The organism is Acidithiobacillus sp. AMEEHan (assembly GCF_030996345.1).
GTDB lineage: Bacteria > Pseudomonadota > Gammaproteobacteria > Acidithiobacillales > Acidithiobacillaceae > Igneacidithiobacillus.
Genome location: NZ_CP118747.1, coordinates 1,186,373 through 1,203,893 on the forward strand (window position 1 = coordinate 1,186,373; position 17,521 = coordinate 1,203,893).

Consider the following 17,521-nt stretch of genomic DNA (forward strand, 5'->3'; position numbering starts at 1 on the left):
GCCCTTTTCGCTTATACTGGAATTATGGCCTGTCAGAAAAAAATACCCATTCATGCTCAACAGTGAAAATCTCGTCAACTTGGAACGTTGGCTCTGTTCCGAATACGAGCATCTCGAATATCGTTTTTTGCAATACCTGCCCAATCGCGCCCGGGTAGTGGTGATTCTCGCCGCGGTATTGGGTGTGGCGTCGGCAAATCTCGCAGCGCTCGGGGCATTGGCCCATATACTGGAGGCCACGTTACACATCAGCGATGCGCGTTTTGGTCTGGTGGGTACGGTAGCCTCGCTCTCCGGGGCGGTACTCACTTTGATCGCCGGGGTCTGGGTGGATCGGCGAAAGCGCGTGCGCCTGCTGGCCATTTTTGCTGCCAGCTGGGCTCTGGGTATGGCTGCCAGCGGCGCCATTCCAGGTTATCTGGAGCTTTTGCTGGCGCAAGTCATAGTCGGCGCCAGCGGTATCTCCGTCGGGGCGGTGGTCGCCTCCCTGACCGGGGACTATTTTCCTCCGTCCCAACGCGGCAGAATTTTTGGCCTGATTGTAGGTGGTGAGTTGTTGGGTGCCGGAATTGGAATGCTGGTGGCGAGCATCGTCGCCGACCTCCTGGGCTGGCGTTTTGCCTTTTGGAGTCTGGCACTGTTGGGGTTACTGGGCGTTGTCGTGATACGCCGGTATCTGCGCGAGCCTCAGCGCAATACGATGGAGAGAATTGCCAGCGGTTCCAAAAGCTCTTCGCGCTCTGACGCTGCCGCGCCGCGTTCCCACAAGGTTGCCGATTTGATTCGCCGGATGGCGATTGCGCCGTATCCCGATCGGGTGATGCGCGAAGATCCGACTTGCTGGCGGTGGACGCTGGCGGCGCGATACATCGTCACCATTCGTACCAACGTCATTCTCGTCCTCGGCTCGTCGGCCAGTTATTTTTATTTCACGGGTCTCTTGGTGTTTGCCGATCTTTACCTCATGCAGCGCTTCGATCTGCCCGCTGATACCGCCAGCATCCTGTTCATGGGTCTGGGCAGTGGCGGAATCTTCGGGGTTTTGCTCAGTGGCTGGTTCGCAGATCGATTGTTGCATCGGCATATTGTTGCGGCGCGGGTGTGGGTGGCAGCGGGGGCCTTCTTTCTGACGGTGCTCGCCTTTCTGCCGGCCTTTCTGCTGCACAGCGTCTGGGTGGCGGCGCCTTGTTTCTTTCTGGCGGCCTTGTTTTTGGGCGCTACCAATCCAACTCTTGATGCCGCACGTCTCGATATCATGCACTCCCGCTTGTGGGGGCGAGCAGAAAGTATACGCAATCTGGTGCGCTATACCCTCGTGGGTTTGGCACCGCTGATGATTGGGCTTTTGGTGGGATATTTCCAGAAAAGCGATGGACAAGGCGCCGAGGCCCTCGGGCATGCCTTTCTGCTTCTGTTAGTTCTGCTGTTGACCGCTGGCGTCGCCATGGTTTTCGCGGCGTTCACGTATCCGCGCGATGTAGCGACGGTATTGGCCTCCGAGGGCGCACCGCTCTCTGTGACCCCGGATGCGGAGCATCCGGAGGTCGAGGTTTCCGCTTGATCGGCAAGCACGATGCACAATGGCTTCCTATACTGAGAATCTAGACAAGATCCGGAGAATGACATTGCAAAGGAAATCCCAGGTGAATCTTCCCCAACCACCAGCGGGTGGTTGGGGATCGGTGGAGGGCATCGTACATATCTACGGCGAGAGCTGGGCCACACCCGCGGCTCTGGAGACCCTGGCGCGCCTCAATAAACCCGGCGGTAGCATGTGTACCTCCTGCGCTTGGCCCAAGCCGGTCAATTACCATCCCTTCGAGTTCTGTGAGAATGGCGCCAAGGCGATTCTTTGGGACACCACTTCGGCGCGTTGCACGCCCAGATTCTGGGACTCGCATACCGTCACTGAGCTGCGTGGCTGGTCCGACCACGATCTCGAAAAGACGGGACGCCTGACGGCGCCGCTGCGTTACGATCGCGAGCAGGATCGCTATGTTGAGGTCTCCTGGGACGAGGCCTATTCCGCCATCGGCCAGACATTGCGGCGTCTGCCCAGGGCACAGGTAGTCTTTTACGCCTCGGGGCACGCCGGTCTGGAAGCCTCCTACCTCTACGCTTTGCTGGCGCGCGTGTATGGCAATAACAACCTGCCGCAAAGCTCCAATATGTGTCACGAGACCACCAGCGTTGGTCTCAAGCGCGTCATTGGCTCGCCGGTAGGCACGGTAATCTGGGAAGATCTGGCAGAGGCCGACTGTTTCTTTTTCTTTGGTCAGAATCCGGGTGTCAACTCCCCCCGTTTTTTGCATCCGCTCAAGGATGCCAAAAAACGCGGGGCCAAGATCATCACCTTCAACCCGGTGCGGGAGCAGGGTCTGGTTGGGTTCGTCGATCCCAGTAGCGTTTCGGACATGCTCAGTGGCCGCGAGACACAAATTTCGGATCAATATCATCAGTTGCGCGCCGGTTCTGACATTGCCGCCCTCACTGGCCTGTGCAAGGCGGTCCTGGAGGCGGATGAAAGCCAGGGTGGTACGGTCATCGACCATGCGTTCCTGGCCGAACATACCCATGGCGTTGAGGATTTTTTTGATTTTTTACGGGCGACGTCGTGGGCGGCCGTCTGTGCGGAAACCGGGTTGAGCGAGGACGCTCTGCGCGCGGCGGCAGCGGTCTACATGGCTGCCGAACGGGTGATTGGCGTATATGGTATGGGGCTGACGCAGCAGGTGCATGGCTCGACCAATGTCGGCATGCTGGTGAATTTTCTGTTACTGCGCGGCAATATCGGCCGCCCCGGTGCCGGTTGTTGTCCGGTGCGCGGCCACTCCAACGTGCAGGGGCAGCGCACGGTGGGCATCGCGGAAAAAGCGGCACTCGTTCCCATGGACAAGCTGCGCACCCTCTTTGACTTCGAACCACCGCAACAAGACGGTATGCACATCGTCGAGGTCGGCGAGGCCCTGCTGCGTGGCGAGGTGGCGGCCACGATCAGCCTGGGCGGCAATCTGGTCAGGGCAATGCCTGACATTGCGCGCTTGCAGGAGGTGTGGCCGCAGCAGCAACTGACGGTGACGGTGTCGACCAAGCTCAATCGCAGTCATTTGTATCCGGGCAAGGAAGCCTACATCCTTCCTTGCCTGTCGCGTGTGGAAGTCGACAAGCAGGCGACGGGGAATCAAACCGTGACCATCGAAGACAGCTTCTCCATGATCCACCCTTCCATCGGTCATCGCGAACCGGCTTCGCCGCAGCTGCGCTCGGAGCTGGCCATTGTGGCGGGCATTGCCAAAGCGACCCTGGAGCTCAGTCCCAAGCTGCTCTGGGACGACTGGCAGGCAGATTATGGTCGGGTACGCGATCTGATCGCGGCTACCTATCCAGAGGATTTCCATGACTTCAACGCCCGCATTCAAAAGCCCGGTGGCTTTTGGCGAGTCAATGCGGCGCGCGAGCGAGTCTGGAAGACTCCCAGAGGTAAGGCCGAATTCACTGTGCCGGAACGCCTCAATGCCCTCGATTTTGCCGATGCGCCGGGTCGCTACCGGCTCATCACCCTGCGCTCCAACGATCAGTTCAATACCACCGTCTATGGCTATTCCGATCGCTTTCGCGGCATCGAGGGCACGCGCGATGTGCTCCTCATGAACGCCGCGGATATCGCCGATGCTGGCCTGCATCCCGGGCAAAAGGTTTCGCTGCTCAGTGACACGGCGGATGGTATAGAGCGCCGCGTGGACGGTCTGGAACTCGTATCTTTCGAGATCCCCCGCGGTACCGTTGCCGGGTATTACCCCGAGCTGAATCCGCTGATTCCCCTCTCGGAGCACGATAAGCTCTCGAAAACGCCCGCCTCCAAGGGGATCGCGGTGCGTCTGGCGAGCTGATCGGACGGCGATCTCAGAACTGATAGCTGAGATCGATGTTGACCGAGCGCCCCGGTCCAGGCAGGCGGATGCCATAGACAAACGGCGTCTGCCCTAGGTATACCCCGCCGAGGGGCTGGTAATAAAGCTGGTTGAGCAGGTTTTCCAGGCGCAGGCTGGCCTGCCAGGCGCCGGAGTGGAAGCGTGTGCCAATCTCCAACAGCCCATAACCTGGTGTCTGCAGCTCATTGCGCAGGGGATCGACCCGGGTCTCGCTGGCGACCAGGGTTTCCCGGATCCAGTTTTCCCAGTGACCCCAGTCCTGACGTAGGGTGAGGCTGCCATTGAGGGGCATGACCCGGTAGAGCGGCACATCGAGGCTGAGATTCTCGCCATGGCTGTAGGCCACCTTTCCGTCGAGGAAAAAGTCCCCCCACTGCTGGCGGTGCAGTAGTCGTGTCTTTCCTTGCAGATCGATCCCCCAGATCAGGGCATTCTGGTTGTGGTATTGCAGGTTCACGAAGCCGCTTTCTGCGCTTCGGTTGGCGACGGTACAGGCCCCGCCCAGGCTCGTTGAGCAGCGCTCTACCCCGATGTAGTTCTGGATATAATTCACGTACGGAGTGAGCCGCAGATCCCAGTGCGCCTCTTGCAGGTGCAGGCTGGCGCTGAAGGTGTTACTGGTCTGCGCGCGCAGGCGCAGGTTGCCGATGTAACCGTTGCCATCCCCGGAGAAGCTGTTCATGAACATCGCCATCTGGTTGCTGGACCAGGGATAGAGCTCATAAAGGCCGGGCGCCTGGACGTTGCGTGCGTAGCCCAGCTCCAGTGCCGTCGATGCGCTGGGGTGGTATTGGAGAATGGCGCTGAGATCCCAGTTGCTGAAGCTGCGGGAGCGATCGGCGGCATTGAATTGTCCAGGCACGGAGCCCGGCATAGCCGGGTTCCCATACATCATGGGGTTGTAGCCTTGCACCGGCCCGCTATTCATGTCTACCGCGTCAAAACGCAGACCCAGGCGACTCATCCACTCCGGACTCCAGTGGTGCGACCAGTCGGCGAAGACGTCGTAGTGATTCTGTCGACCATCGCGGATATTCCAGAAGGTACCCGGGCCCATCATCCGACTGCCCGGTACTGGCGTCCACCAATCGTTCAGGTGGTAACGGGAAATCTCGATTCCGGTACGCAACAGGTCCTGCGGGCTGAGATCCAGCCCGAACTCCAGACGCAGACCATTCTTTACCCCCTGGGTATACATGGGCATCTCTGCTGCCATGGGGGTGATTTTGTCCGGCAGGAAATTCATCTCGTGCTGGATCAGAACGTTGTAGAGCCGTGCATCGACAAAGCCCCAGTGAAAGCCACCGCGGTAGTGCAGATTGAAACTGGTCTGCTGGTTGTCGGTCAGATCCATGCGCACGTTGGGGTAGCCCTCATAAGGAATGTGTTGATGACTGATGCGCAGAGTGAGTTCCTGGGTCTTCCACCGGCCGGCCAGGGTCACGCTCTGGTTTTCGCTGCGAAAGGCCGTCGAGCCCACGGTTTTTGCCGGAATATTGGGGGTTGCCGGTTTGAATCCCTTGCCGGCCTGATAATTGTCCCCCTGACTGAGACTGCCGGCATACTGAATGGAAAAATGCGGCGTTGCGCCATACACGGAGAGATTTTCTCCATGAATATCGCCATTGCTCTGATAGAATGCGCTAACGCTTCCGCCATAGGTATATGCCTGCGCTGGGCTGGCAAAGACGGGCGCCGCGGAAGAAACCAACACGGTGCCCCCCAGAGCGTTGCTGGTGACACTTACCGGCGCTACGGTGGGATAGATCGTAATTTCGCCCACCTGATTGGGCGGCAGATACGACAAGGGTGGAATCATCTGGTTGGGGCAGGCATTGGGGATCGAGATGCCATCCACCCGCAGATTGAGATTGCTGCCCGCGAGGCCATTCAGATAGGGCAAGGCGGAAACGCCACCCGAGGCGATGCTCTGGGTGCCACTCACAAAATCCAGCAAGTGGCTGCTGTCCGCAGCGTTTGCGGGATGCCTGAACACTTTTGTCTGCTGCCCGACCTCGGTGCGGTCGTGCACCTGTACCTGCACCAGAAGAGGATTGGGATCAATAGTAGTGGGCTTGGCTGTTTCCGCGTGGACCAGCACGCTAACCGAAATCATCGCCAGATAAATCAAAAATCTCAAGTTTTTTATGATCATGCTGTTCACTCGAAGGTTTTTCTCATCATCCATGGAAGATGATGCTTTGGCGAATGGAATATTTTAATTTATATCTAAGATAAGATTATCCATAAAGTAAAAATTTCATTTTATAGTTAATGAGTAACAATATTCTAATTTATCGATCAAACGGGTTGGAGTTTTCCTGGGTTACATACTGTATGGTATTTTTATCCAAGGGGCGGGATGGTAGGCGCAGACAAGACCGTCGGTGCGGACGTCAACCTTGGCAAGCGCTTTGGCGGAAAAATTTGCTATGATCCATTTCGTCACCCCCAATGGGGTCGAGGACGATCTGGTTTCCTACTTGGTGGGCTTGACCGGCGGTGCGCGTGGACGCACCAGAGATGGCCTGCAGTCTCCTACCGGCCCTATCCTGCCCCGGGAGCAGCTTGTGGATCGGCAGGCTGCCCACTGTCTTGGGAGGGGCTCGGACAAGTAGGGCCTACCCAGGACCCGCGCATCGTGGTGGTTTCTCCCACACCCAGTCCCTGGAGGACCTTGCTGCGTTCCACAAAGGCTTTTCCATCAGCGGATACGTTGGTGACGGAGCGGGTTCGCATTGGATGGCCGGCAACGTCACAGGCTTCGATGACCGTGATTTGCTTACCGGATATCCGGGATTGTACGGTGTGGCAATGATTCGCCTGCGCTTGTGGCGATATCGGCGGGTGAGTCATGCCCGATCCAATGCAGATTTCTGGCATCTCGCGATGCATCATCGCGGCCATCTGAGGCGGCATATCCGGTATCCCCGCCATGTCTATCGACATTCGCCAGCTCCCCGGCTGCAACAGTTGGGGTGCTGCCAGAGCGATGCCGGGACTGAGCAATAACCCGAACAGAAAGAATCGACATCTTTTCTGTGAGATTCGCATGTTTCTACCCACTCTATCCAGAGTCAATAAGGTTGACAAATCTTATTCTGAAACATTGTCGCTACGGTTTCAATGAAGGGCAGCTCATGGAAGTTGTATCCGCGGCAAAATTGGTCTCGGGATACCCACATGGAACGTCGCGGAACCGACTAATTTTCCAGCAAGTTCTCAACATTAGGGCCACGGACGCGGCCGAATTCGTGGTCCGTCACTAGCCGTAAGCAAACGGCCGTGAATCCCCATCGCGCTCCATCGGCCGTTTCAATCCAGTGGAATACGCCATTTTTCGGCCAGGCTGTTGCCAGTTCCGCTGCGACTGATGCGCTGGGGATTAAAAAGGCAAATGCGGTGATAACATTGAAGAAGATCATTTACAGGCCAGTTGCGGCCATCATCGGCGTATTATTAGCGAGTCAGTCGTCGCAACATGGGAACCTTGATTTGATCAAGAAAGAGCGTGTAGGCAATGGTTGCCAGGAGCAAAATAGCGATATATTCCCAGGGCACGGGTGACATAATCCATCCGCACACGGCCATCCCGCTCACGACAAGGATATCTATCAGGCTCGCGGTAAGTAAAAAAGTGCCGGGAAGAGACGCCCATAAATGATGTCTTTCGCGAACCAGAAAGACATTGGCGAGTCCGGAGAATACCAAGCCAAGGAAATCCAGCGTTTGCAAGGAGTCCAACGAAAGATGGGCGGCGCTACCAATCCAATAGACGGCGAAGATATACACCAACCAGGCAACGGCGATTGCCAACGAGGAGATTACCAAGGTACGTACGGCCCAACGATCCGGTTTTTTCGATGGTTGTACATGATCTTCGGCCAGGGACATGGTGACAAAGTCGTTAGCAAAGAGGAGCAATAACACCAATAGTGGGGTTACCACAAAACGGTGGAAAAGCAAAAATCCCAAGCTCAAGAAGATCGCTACTTGGAACACTTTGACAATCTTGTTCAGCGTATACGTCAGCATACGTTGATACACGCGACGGCCGGCAATGACGGCGTCCAGGACTCCCTCTAGTCCTGGCGTGGTCAACACCAGGCTGGCTGCTGCTTTCGCAACGTCGGTAGCACTTTCTACCGCCACGCCCATCTCTGCTTGCTTGAGTGCTGGGGCGTCGTTGACCCCGTCACCCGTCATCCCGACGATGCTGTTACGCTTTTGCAAGCCTTGTACGAGATGAAATTTGTCCGCAGGAAATACGCCAGCATACACCGCGCAATCATTACCGAGCTTTTCTCGGTCGCAGATAGCCCCAACCAATCCTAATTCCTTTGCCACGCTTTCTGCTGTAGGAGCGCTGTCGCCGGTGACCATGCGAACCGTCACGCCCAGTTCCTGCAACTTACCGACGACTTCTTTGGCATCCGGCCGAATGGGATCGGCTAAGGCGAGTAATCCGAGTAGGGTGGGATGCCCATCTGGACCGGCCGCCACTGCCAGCACCCGCGCACCGGTTTTTGCTAATCTTTCCGTCCGTTCCTGCCATTGCGTATCCTGACAATACGCTGCGATTACCTGCGGGCTTCCTTTCAATGCACGATAGACCTGTCCCTCTTTTTGAAAGGTGCCCTCGGAGCGCTTCGTGGCAGGATCAAAGGGGACAAAATCGACTCGCGCAGGCGGGACAAGATGTTGTTTTTGCGTTTCTGCCAGAATGGCCAAGTCAATGGGATCCTGGGTGGAAGCGTCGCTGGCCACGAGCGCCATTTCCAGTAATTCTTCTTTGCTGTGTCCATCCCAGACGTCCAGTGCCGCCAGTGACAGGCGGTTTTGCGTCAGGGTGCCCGTTTTGTCACTACACAGGTCACGCATCGCCGCTGCTTCTTCCACAGCGGCGAGTCGCGTTACCAGGACGCCACGGTGGGCAAGATGCAGGGACGCAATCGCCGTAGCCAGAGTGAATGTCGCTGGTAATGCTACCGGAACGGAAGCCACGAGCAGGATAAGGGCAAAGGGAAGGATCGTGCCGATGGGAAGATTCTCTACCATGGCGTAGGTGAGAATGGCGACGACAAGCAATACATCCATCGCCACGAGGTAGCGAACGATGCTCAGCACGAGCTCTTCCAGATGGCTTTTCGAGCCGGCGGAGCGGACCAACTCGGCGGTCTTGCCAAAATAACTGCGAGAGCCGGTGGCCGTTACCGTTCCGGTTGCTTCGCCCCGCCGAATGATGGCTGCAGAATACAGCGTTTTCGCGGGCCCCACTTCCACGGGCATCGACTCTCCCGTGAGAGCCGATTGGTCTACAGACACCTGACCGTCGGACACGGTCATGTCCGCGGGCACGATGTCACCCATACGCACATGTACCAAATCGCCAGGCACAAGCTCGGACGCAGGAACCTCGGTCCAGCTGCCATCCCTACAGACTTTGGCCTGGATGCGCAGCCGTTCGCGCAAGAGGGAGAGAGCATTCTGCGCCTTGCGTTCTTGGCTAAAGCTCAATATCCCATTGAAGAGTAACAGCAGGGCGATGACGATGGTTTCTGGCCATTTCTGCAAAACGGCTTCCAGAACAAAAGTGGCCTCCAACATCCAGGGTACCGGCGCCCAGAATTTGAGCAGAAAAAGTTTCCAGGGTTTCTCCTTCTTCTCAGCGACCTCATTTGGGCCAATTTGCTCGAGAAGCTTTTGCGCATCCGCTTGGGAGAGTCCAGTGCACGAAGGGGTTACCGTGGCATTCATTGCGATCCCTCATCTGGTAAATCGGAAACATTCACTGTGAGTTGCTGAAAAACAGGCGGAGAAAGACCAGTATTGGCAACTTCGATGCCCTTATCGGTACCATAGAACCATTGAGTATTCCACGGGGGCCGATGCGCAGGGATGGTGGGGAATGATACGCGCTGTATAAAAGCGTCGGGCGGGGAGCACGAGCACCTGATAAACGTTCCTGCAGATGGGTTTGGCCAGCCGTCTCCGGCCCAGCACGGATAGCGCCATATTCAGTATCAGCGGGGATGTCTAGCGGCAGCATAATGGTGTCTTTCGCCTGAATCAGTGGCTTGGGCGATCCCTTCCTTGCACAAGCTATAGTGTAGCTCGGATGCGACGTTCTTCCGGTGCTGGTCGTTGGCAAGAACTTTGCGCATACTATGCCCCTTTGCCGTTTGGGAATGGTGCGTGATGCGTGAAGTGAATGAGATGCGCGCCCTGCGCGACGATCTCCAGGCCCGGTTGGATGGCCTGAGGGGGTATCTTTGACCTCGAAGAAAAGCGGGGCCGATTAGAAGAGGTCGGGCGGGAGCTCGAGGATCCCGCGATCTGGAATCAGCCGGAGAAGGCGCAGGAACTGGGGCGGGAGCGTGCCAGCCTGGAGGCCATCGTGCGGCCGATGGATGAACTCGCCGCCAAGCTTTCCGACAGTGCCGAGATGCTGGAACTCGCCCTGAGCGAAAATGACTCCGAGCTCCTGGCAGCCGTCGATGTCGATCTCGATCAGGCCCTGGCAGCGGTGGAAAAGCTGGAGTTCCAGCGGATGTTCTCTGGCCCGCATGACGCCGCCGACTGTTTTATTGACATCCAGGCCGGTGCCGGTGGTACCGAGGCGCAAGACTGGGCGGAAATGATTCTGCGCATGTACCTGCGCTGGGCTGAGGCGCATGGGTTTGCCGCCGAGCTGGTGGAAGTGTCCGAGGGGGAAGTGGCGGGGATCAAGTCGGCGAGTATCCATGTCAAAGGCGACCACGCTTTCGGCTGGCTGCGCACGGAAACCGGCGTACATCGTCTGGTGCGCAAATCGCCTTTCGACTCCGGTAATCGTCGCCACACCAGTTTCGCCAGCGTCTTCGTCTATCCCGAGATTGACGACAGCTTCGAGATCGACATCAATCCCGCCGACCTCAAGACGGACACCTATCGGGCCAGTGGCGCGGGTGGCCAGCACATCAACAAAACCGACTCGGCGGTGCGTATCACTCACGTGCCGACGGGTATCGTGGTGGCCTGCCAGACGGATCGCTCGCAGCACAAGAACCGTGCCGAGGCCATGCGCATGTTGCGTTCCAAACTCTACGAGATGGAGCTGAAAAAGCGCGAAGCGGAAAAGCAGGCGCTGGAAGAGAGCAAGAGCGATATCGGCTGGGGACATCAGATCCGCTCCTATGTGCTCGATCAGTCACGGATCAAAGATCTCCGCACCAGTGTCGAAGTGGGCGATACGCAAAAGGTGCTCGATGGTGGTCTGGACATTTTCATCGAGGCGGCCCTGAAGGCCGGACTCTAAGGCAGGGAACGAGGACAGGGCATGGAAGAGCGGAACGATCAGATGCAGGTGCGCTGGGAGAAGCTGCAGCGCTGGCGCGAGCTTGGCCGCGCCTATCCCAATGCCTTCCGGCGGGATGCCGAGGCCGGCGATCTGCAGCGGCGCTGTGCTGACATGGACGCCGGGGCGCTCGAGCAAGAGCCGATCAGCGCCCGCCTGGGGGGACGCCTGATGACGCGGCGGGTGATGGGTAAGGCGAGTTTTGCCGATCTGCAGGATGGCAGTGGCCGGTTGCAGCTCTTTCTGAGCCGCGATGAACTGGGTGAGGGCGCCTACGCGCAGTTCAAGGAGCTTGATCTCGGCGACGTGATCGGCGTCGAGGGCACGCTGTTCCGCACCAAGGCGGGCGAGCTGAGCCTGCGCGTGCACTCCCTGCAGTTACTGGCCAAGGCCCTACGCCCTCTGCCCGAGAAATGGCATGGTCTGAGCGATGCGGAAACCCGCTTCCGTCAACGCTACGTGGATTTGATCGTTACCGAGCAGACGCGGCGCACCTTTCAGATCCGGGCGGCGACGGTGGCGGCACTGCGCCACGGGCTGGCAGCGGCGCGCTTTGTCGAAGTCGAGACGCCGATGATGCAGCCGATTCCCGGTGGCGCGACGGCCAAACCCTTCGTCACTCACCACCACGCCCTCGACATGACCCTGTATCTGCGCATTGCCCCCGAGCTCTATCTCAAGCGGCTGGTGGTGGGTGGGATCGAACGCGTTTTTGAAATCAATCGTAATTTTCGCAACGAGGGCATCTCCACCCGCCACAATCCCGAGTTCACCATGCTCGAGTGGTATGAGGCCTATGCCGATTACCACATCGCCATGGATCGCACGGAGCAGCTGATTCGTGCGGCGGCGCAGGCCGCTCTGGGGCAGACGGAGATCGTCTATCAGGGGCAGGAGATCGACCTCGGCAGACCTTTCGCGCGCTTGAGCGTGGCCGAAGCAGTGCGGGCCTACAACCCCGATCTGCGGGCTAAAAATCTGCACGACTCCGAAGTCCTTGCTGCAAAATTGCAGGAGCTGGGGATGCCAGTGCAGGCGGGCTGGGGTTGGGGCAAGCGTCTCATCGAGATCTTCGAAAAGACCGTGGAAACGCAACTGCAGCAGCCTACTTTCATTACCGAATATCCGACCGAGGTGAGTCCGCTGGCGCGGGCCAGTGACGCCGATCCCGAAGTCACCGACCGCTTCGAGCTCTTCATTGCCGGGCGCGAACTGGCCAATGGTTTCTCCGAGCTCAATGATCCGGAAGACCAGGCGGAGCGCTTTCAGTCCCAGGTTCTGGCCAAGGAGGCCGGTGACGACGAAGCGATGTTCTACGATCACGACTATATTCGTGCGCTGGAGTACGGCATGCCGCCCACCGCCGGGGTGGGTATGGGCATCGACCGTCTGGTGATGCTGCTGGCGGATCAGCCCAGCATTCGTGAGGTCATTCTTTTTCCCCATCTGCGGCCCGAGCAGGCATGAGCCTTTTCGAACTATGGGTGGGCCTACGGTACACCCGCGCCAAGCGGCGCAATCATTTCATTTCCTTCATTACCGGCACGGCTATCCTGGGTATGGTGATCGGGGTGGCCGCCCTGATCACCGTCATGGCGGTGATGAATGGCTTCGACCACACCCTGCGCAGCCGCATCCTCGCCGTTACCTCTGACGTCATCGTGCAGGGTAACGGGGTGCCGGTACTCGACTGGCGCGAGTCGGAAAAAAATCTCTCGCAGGTTGAGGGGGTGACCGGTGTAGCGCCCTACGTCCAAGCCCAGGCCATGCTTTCCCATGACGGGCTGGTGAGTGGGGCCTTGGTGGAGGGTATCGATCCGCGGCTGGAAGGACGGGTGAACCGCCTGGCGCAAGACATGAAAGCAGGTAGCCTCGATGCCCTGCAGAAACATCCCTGGGGGATCGTCCTGGGCAGTGCCCTGGCGCGCCAACTGGGCGCGACCATCGGCAGCAAAGTGACGCTGATTTCGCCCAAGGGGGGCGTTACGCCCCTGGGGGTGACGCCCACCTTGCGCCAGTTTACCGTCGTCGGGCTCTTCTCCGTGGGCATCTACGCCTATGACAGCGGCATGGCTTATATCAGCCTCCCCGACGCCCAGGCACTCTACAACCTGGGTTCCGGAGTGACCGGCCTGCGCCTGCAACTGCAGAATCCCTTTGCCGCGCCCGCCTTTGCCGCCCGCCTGCAAAAGATCCTCGGGCCCGCTTTTTACGTGCAGGACTGGACGCAAACCCACGAAAACTTTTTCAAGGCCCTGGCCATGGAAAAGCTGGTGATGTTCGTTATCCTTTCCCTGATCATTGCCGTGGCAGCCTTCAACATCGTTGCCACCCTGGTGATGGTGGTGACCGACAAGGAGCCGGATATCGCCATTCTGCGCACCTTGGGCGCGCGGCCCCGCAGCATCATGTTGATCTTCATGGTGCAAGGGGTGATCATCGGCCTCTTCGGTACTGCCTTGGGTGTGCTCGGTGGCGTGTTGCTGGCGCTGAATATCCCGACCATCGTGCCTTACATCGAGCAGCTCTTTCACGTGCAGTTTCTCTCGCCGGAGGTCTACTCCATCAGTCAGTTGCCGTCCCGTCTGGAGCCGGCAGACGTGGTGCATGTGGCCATTGCCGCGCTGCTGATGAGCTGGCTGGCGACCCTGTATCCGTCCTGGCGCGCCTCCCGCGTCGATCCGGCAGAGGCGTTGCGCTATGAGTGATCTCGTCCTGCAGGTGGAACATCTGCGTCATGGCTACAGCTTTGGCGCAGGACGTCTGGAAGTGTTGCGCGATGTCAATCTGGAGCTGCGCCGCGGCGAGCGCCTGGGGATCGTGGGCGCTTCGGGGCAGGGCAAAAGCACGCTGATGCACTTGATGGGCGGCCTGGAACGTCCGAGTGATGGTACCGTGCGGGTACTGGGGCAGGATCTCTACCGCCTGGGGGAGGCCGAGCGCAGTCGCCTGCGCAACCACAGCATCGGTTTCGTCTATCAGCTGCATCGCCTGTTGCCGGAATTTACTGCCCTGGAGAATGTATTACTGCCCTTGCTCATCCGCCGGGAGAAGCGGGCCGTGAGCGAGCCCTGGGCCAAAGAATTGCTCGACCGGGTGGGCTTGGGGCAACGCTATCAGCACAAGCCGGGGATGCTCTCCGGTGGTGAACGCCAACGCGTGGCCCTGGCGCGTGCCTTGGTTACCCGCCCGGCCTTGCTCCTTGCCGATGAACCCACGGGAAATCTCGACCGGAACGCTGCCGAGGCGGTGCATGCCCTGATGTTCGACCTCAATGCCGAGCTGGGAACGGCCATGGTGGTCGTGACCCATGAACCCGCCCTGGCGGAACGCATGGCGCGGGTGCTGCATTTGCGCGACGGCACTCTACAGGACAGCGCTGCTCTCTAGTTGCGGTTTTGCCGGCGACGAAACAGGCGCCAGTTGACCCATCCGCGCCAGCCGAGCAGTATGCCGAAGTAGACGATGGCGGCGAGAGTGGCACCGAAGGGGATGCTACCGATCCAGGTGACCCAGTAGGCGTGCCACAGGCGATCTCCCATGGACAGTAATCCCATGTTGCCATGCACTAGGCGCTGGATGTCGGCATAATGGATGGTGATGGCCGGGGCTAGGTGCACCTGCTGCAGAAGCCAGTAGCCGAGCTGGTAGGAGGCGTAGAATACTTCGACAATGGTGAGCGGGCCGGTGACGATGAAGGGCAGCAGCATCGCCAGGGGCACATTGACGTCGATACGCCGCCAGCGGTGCAGGACCAGACACAGAATGAGAATCGTGAGTTCGTGCCCAAAATAGGGGAGGGTGCCGATAAAGGTGCCCAAAGCGCCTGCCCGGGCCAGATTGCTGCGCTTCAGTTGCCAGTAAGCGCTGTGGGTCAGATAGTGCGTGAAACGTCCCAGAGGGCGTTTACGGAGGATTTCCTCACGGCTCGGGAGGCGAAGAAATGCGGGCAGGCGCAAAGGGAATCCTGTCGGGACAAAGAGGCATTAGTCTAGCGAGTCTCGCGCGCTGGTCCAAATCCTGGCCCGGGCTGCTTGCAGTATCGTTGGCGCTGCTGGCTGGCGTAATACTCTTTCAGGTCTTTACCGCTTTACCCAGCCAGCTGCCAGCCGCTCTGGCGTTGCTGGTCTCTCTCCTCCTGGCCTGGCGCTGGCACCAGGCGCTTCTGCCCGCGGCCACCGCTTTGGCCTTTCTGATCGCTGGTCTACAGGTGCGGCATTTGCTCGAAAGAGTCCTTCCCGCCGGACAATCGATGACTATCACTGGGCGAATTGCGGATATCCCGCAGGAGCAGCGCGGTCAGTGGCGTCTGCACCTGACGCCAGAACGTGCTGAGCCCGCCGCGCTGATGGCGCGTTTGCCTCCTCTCGTCGAGCTGCATGGAGCCCTACCGGAGATCCCGGTCACTGGCCAGCGCTGGCAACTGGAAATCCGCACAGAGTCCCTGCAGACTCTGCGCCACAGCGCCTTTATCGATCTGCCGCGGCAGCGCTTCTGGCAAGGCCTGCTGGGTGCTGGGCGGATCGTCTCCGCCACGCCTCTGCCCGCCTCTTCCTGGCATCCACTGGATAGGCTCGCACAATGGCGCAGCCGCGTGGTACAGGCCAGCAACGCCGCCCTGCCGCGAATTTGGGCGGGCTACGTGCAGGCTCTGACGGTGGGCATCGGTAATCAACTGCCGCCGGCAGTCTGGCAGATCTACCGTGACACGGGGACCGCTCACCTATTGGTGATTTCCGGTTCCCATGTGGCAGTCATCACCGGCTTCTTCCTCTGGTTCTGGCGCTCCCTCTGGCGCCGTGTTCCGGTACTCGTACGGCGCTGGCCGGCGCAGCAGGCAGCACTTTTGGCCGCCATTCCGGCAGCCTGGACCTATGCCTATCTGGCGGGCATGCAAAGTCCGGGGGAGCGCGCTGCCTGGATGATTACCGCCGCCAGCGTGGCGGCCTTGCTCGGCCGCCGCCACGCGGCGTGGTCCGGCCTGGCCTTCAGTGCGGCGATGATGGCCCTGCTCGATCCGGGGCAGGTCATCGATCTCGGCTACTGGCTGTCGATCTTGGCGGTGGCGGTACTGATCAGTCTCGGTATGGAGGAGGGCCAGTGGCGCCAGGCCCTGGCGGCACAGTGGCGGGTGTCGATCCTGTTGCTGCCGCTGCTTGCCTTTCTCTTTGGCAGCATCGCGCTCATCTCGCCGCTGGCCAATCTGCTGGTGATACCGCCGATCGAACTGCTTGCGGTGCCTTTGGCCTTGCTCGGCGCAGCCCTCTCGCTGGTGGACTGGGAACTGGGCTACCGGCTGCTCTTTCGTCTCGTGGCCGTGGAAATGCAGGCCGTAACGGCCTTGCTCGACTGGCTGCGCCATTGGCCCTGGGCCCTGCTGACGGTGACCCCGGAGCGCCTCGGGGCGGCACTCGCCAGCGCCATACTTTTTGCCTTGCTCCTCTTGCCGCGCTATTGGCCAGGACGGAATCTGGCCTATCTCGGCTTCATACCCTTGCTGGCGCCGGGTACGGGTGGCGACGGCGGTTTCCGCCTGGACGAGCTGGCGATTGGCAAGGGAATGGCGGTTTTTTGGCAGGATGGCCGTCATACCGGGCTCTACACCGCCAACCTCTGGCATCGCCCGGACCAACGCGCCCTCCAAGGCGAAATCGCGGCGCATCTGCAGAAGGCCGGCAGTTCGCGCCTGGACGTTTGGGTCTTGGGTGATCTTTCCCTGCCGCAACCGGTGCCGACAGCGCAGAAGACCCTTGTGCCGCCGGGGAATCGCCTGCCGGAATTGGGCCGGCCGGCAAGGGTTTGCGACGGCATTGCCGTGCCCGGCGGGAAAACCTTGCATTTGGCCAAGTTGCAGCCCTGCGCCCTGCGCCTAGATGCGGGCAAGGTCTTGATCCTCGGTGATATGGATGAGCCTACCCTGAACGCCTTCCTGCGTCCTGCGGATCGTGGTGCGCCACAGGTCATTTTTGCCCCTTACACCTGGGACGTTTGGCAGCGCCACGCCCTGCTCCAGGCCTTTCCCTACGCCAGCATCCGCTACGTTGGCGAGGGCGGCAGTCCCTGGCGCTGGGGCGGCGGTCGACTGCAACTGCTGGCTGGCAGCGGCAAGCGGCCTTACTGGGACTTGCCCTGAGCGCCCAGAAGGCATGGACCAATGCAGCGTCTTGACCGGATTGCCGTACCCTGCCGATACTTTCGACAAGATGAATATGTAAGGACGAAGCATGGCGCCTTTCCCAGCATTCCGTAAGCA

Annotated in this window: 12 protein-coding genes; 8 read left to right on the forward strand and 4 right to left on the reverse strand. The window is 59.5% G+C overall.

The genetic code is table 11. The annotated features are described in order from the left end of the window. Positions 1-52: 52 nt before the first annotated feature. Together ORD17_RS06070 and ORD17_RS06075 are read left to right on the forward strand one after the other, a co-directional pair. Entirely contained in the window at positions 53-1,561 is a 1,509-nt protein-coding gene (locus ORD17_RS06070; protein WP_308389962.1) for an MFS transporter, read from the forward strand. Between the two features lie 82 nt (positions 1,562-1,643). Next, positions 1,644-3,890: an FdhF/YdeP family oxidoreductase gene (locus tag ORD17_RS06075; protein WP_308389963.1), complete on the forward strand. Its 2,247-nt coding sequence runs from the start codon at positions 1,644-1,646 to the stop codon at positions 3,888-3,890. Between the two features lie 13 nt (positions 3,891-3,903). On the opposite strand, the gene ORD17_RS06080 is transcribed toward ORD17_RS06075, so the two are convergent. Beyond that, positions 3,904-6,072, reverse strand: coding sequence for a TonB-dependent receptor (locus ORD17_RS06080; RefSeq protein ID WP_308389964.1), 2,169 nt, complete (start codon positions 6,070-6,072; stop codon positions 3,904-3,906). Between the two features lie 292 nt (positions 6,073-6,364). Between ORD17_RS06080 and ORD17_RS06085 the strand changes: the two genes are divergently transcribed. Continuing rightward, positions 6,365-6,550, forward strand: coding sequence for a hypothetical protein (locus ORD17_RS06085; RefSeq protein WP_308389965.1), 186 nt, complete (start codon positions 6,365-6,367; stop codon positions 6,548-6,550). On the opposite strand, the gene ORD17_RS13460 is transcribed toward ORD17_RS06085, so the two are convergent. Both ORD17_RS13460 and ORD17_RS06090 read right to left on the reverse strand, forming a co-directional pair. Continuing rightward, positions 6,480-6,986, reverse strand: coding sequence for a DUF3617 domain-containing protein (locus tag ORD17_RS13460; RefSeq protein WP_374693393.1), 507 nt, complete (start codon positions 6,984-6,986; stop codon positions 6,480-6,482). The two genes, ORD17_RS06085 and ORD17_RS13460, sit on opposite strands and share 71 nt — an antisense overlap. Positions 6,987-7,391: 405 nt before the next feature. Beyond that, on the reverse strand, positions 7,392-9,689 hold the full coding sequence (locus tag ORD17_RS06090) for a plasma-membrane proton-efflux P-type ATPase (protein WP_308389966.1): 2,298 nt from the start codon (positions 9,687-9,689) through the stop codon (positions 7,392-7,394). A gap of 441 nt (positions 9,690-10,130) precedes the next feature. Between ORD17_RS06090 and prfB the strand changes: the two genes are divergently transcribed. The 4 genes from prfB to ORD17_RS06110 all read left to right on the forward strand — a co-directional run bounded on the left by prfB (position 10,131) and on the right by ORD17_RS06110 (position 14,658). After that, positions 10,131-11,229 (forward strand): peptide chain release factor 2 gene (gene prfB / locus ORD17_RS06095; protein ID WP_308389967.1). Its coding sequence is split into 2 segments (ribosomal slippage): positions 10,131-10,205 and positions 10,207-11,229, totalling 1,098 coding nucleotides; the frame shifts between segments, so codons are not numbered across the junction. A 21-nt stretch (positions 11,230-11,250) separates the two neighbouring features. Next, on the forward strand, positions 11,251-12,735 hold the full coding sequence (lysS, locus tag ORD17_RS06100; protein ID WP_308389968.1) for a lysine--tRNA ligase: 1,485 nt from the start codon (positions 11,251-11,253) through the stop codon (positions 12,733-12,735). After that, positions 12,732-13,976, forward strand: coding sequence for a lipoprotein-releasing ABC transporter permease subunit (locus ORD17_RS06105; protein ID WP_308389969.1), 1,245 nt, complete (start codon positions 12,732-12,734; stop codon positions 13,974-13,976). Before lysS ends, ORD17_RS06105 begins: the two co-directional genes overlap by 4 nt. Next, positions 13,969-14,658 (forward strand): ABC transporter ATP-binding protein, encoded by a 690-nt coding sequence (locus ORD17_RS06110; RefSeq protein ID WP_308389970.1) that lies wholly within the window; start codon positions 13,969-13,971, stop codon positions 14,656-14,658. The genes ORD17_RS06105 and ORD17_RS06110 overlap by 8 nt, the downstream gene beginning before the upstream one ends. Here the strand turns inward: ORD17_RS06110 and ORD17_RS06115 are convergent. Continuing rightward, a complete protein-coding gene (locus ORD17_RS06115; protein ID WP_308389971.1) occupies positions 14,655-15,227 on the reverse strand; it encodes a DUF2062 domain-containing protein in 573 nt (190 codons plus the stop codon). The two genes, ORD17_RS06110 and ORD17_RS06115, sit on opposite strands and share 4 nt — an antisense overlap. Here ORD17_RS06115 and ORD17_RS06120 point away from each other — a divergent pair. Beyond that, positions 15,212-17,401 (forward strand): ComEC/Rec2 family competence protein, encoded by a 2,190-nt coding sequence (locus ORD17_RS06120; protein WP_308389972.1) that lies wholly within the window; start codon positions 15,212-15,214, stop codon positions 17,399-17,401. The genes ORD17_RS06115 and ORD17_RS06120 overlap by 16 nt on opposite strands. The last annotated feature ends 120 nt before the right edge of the window (positions 17,402-17,521 follow it).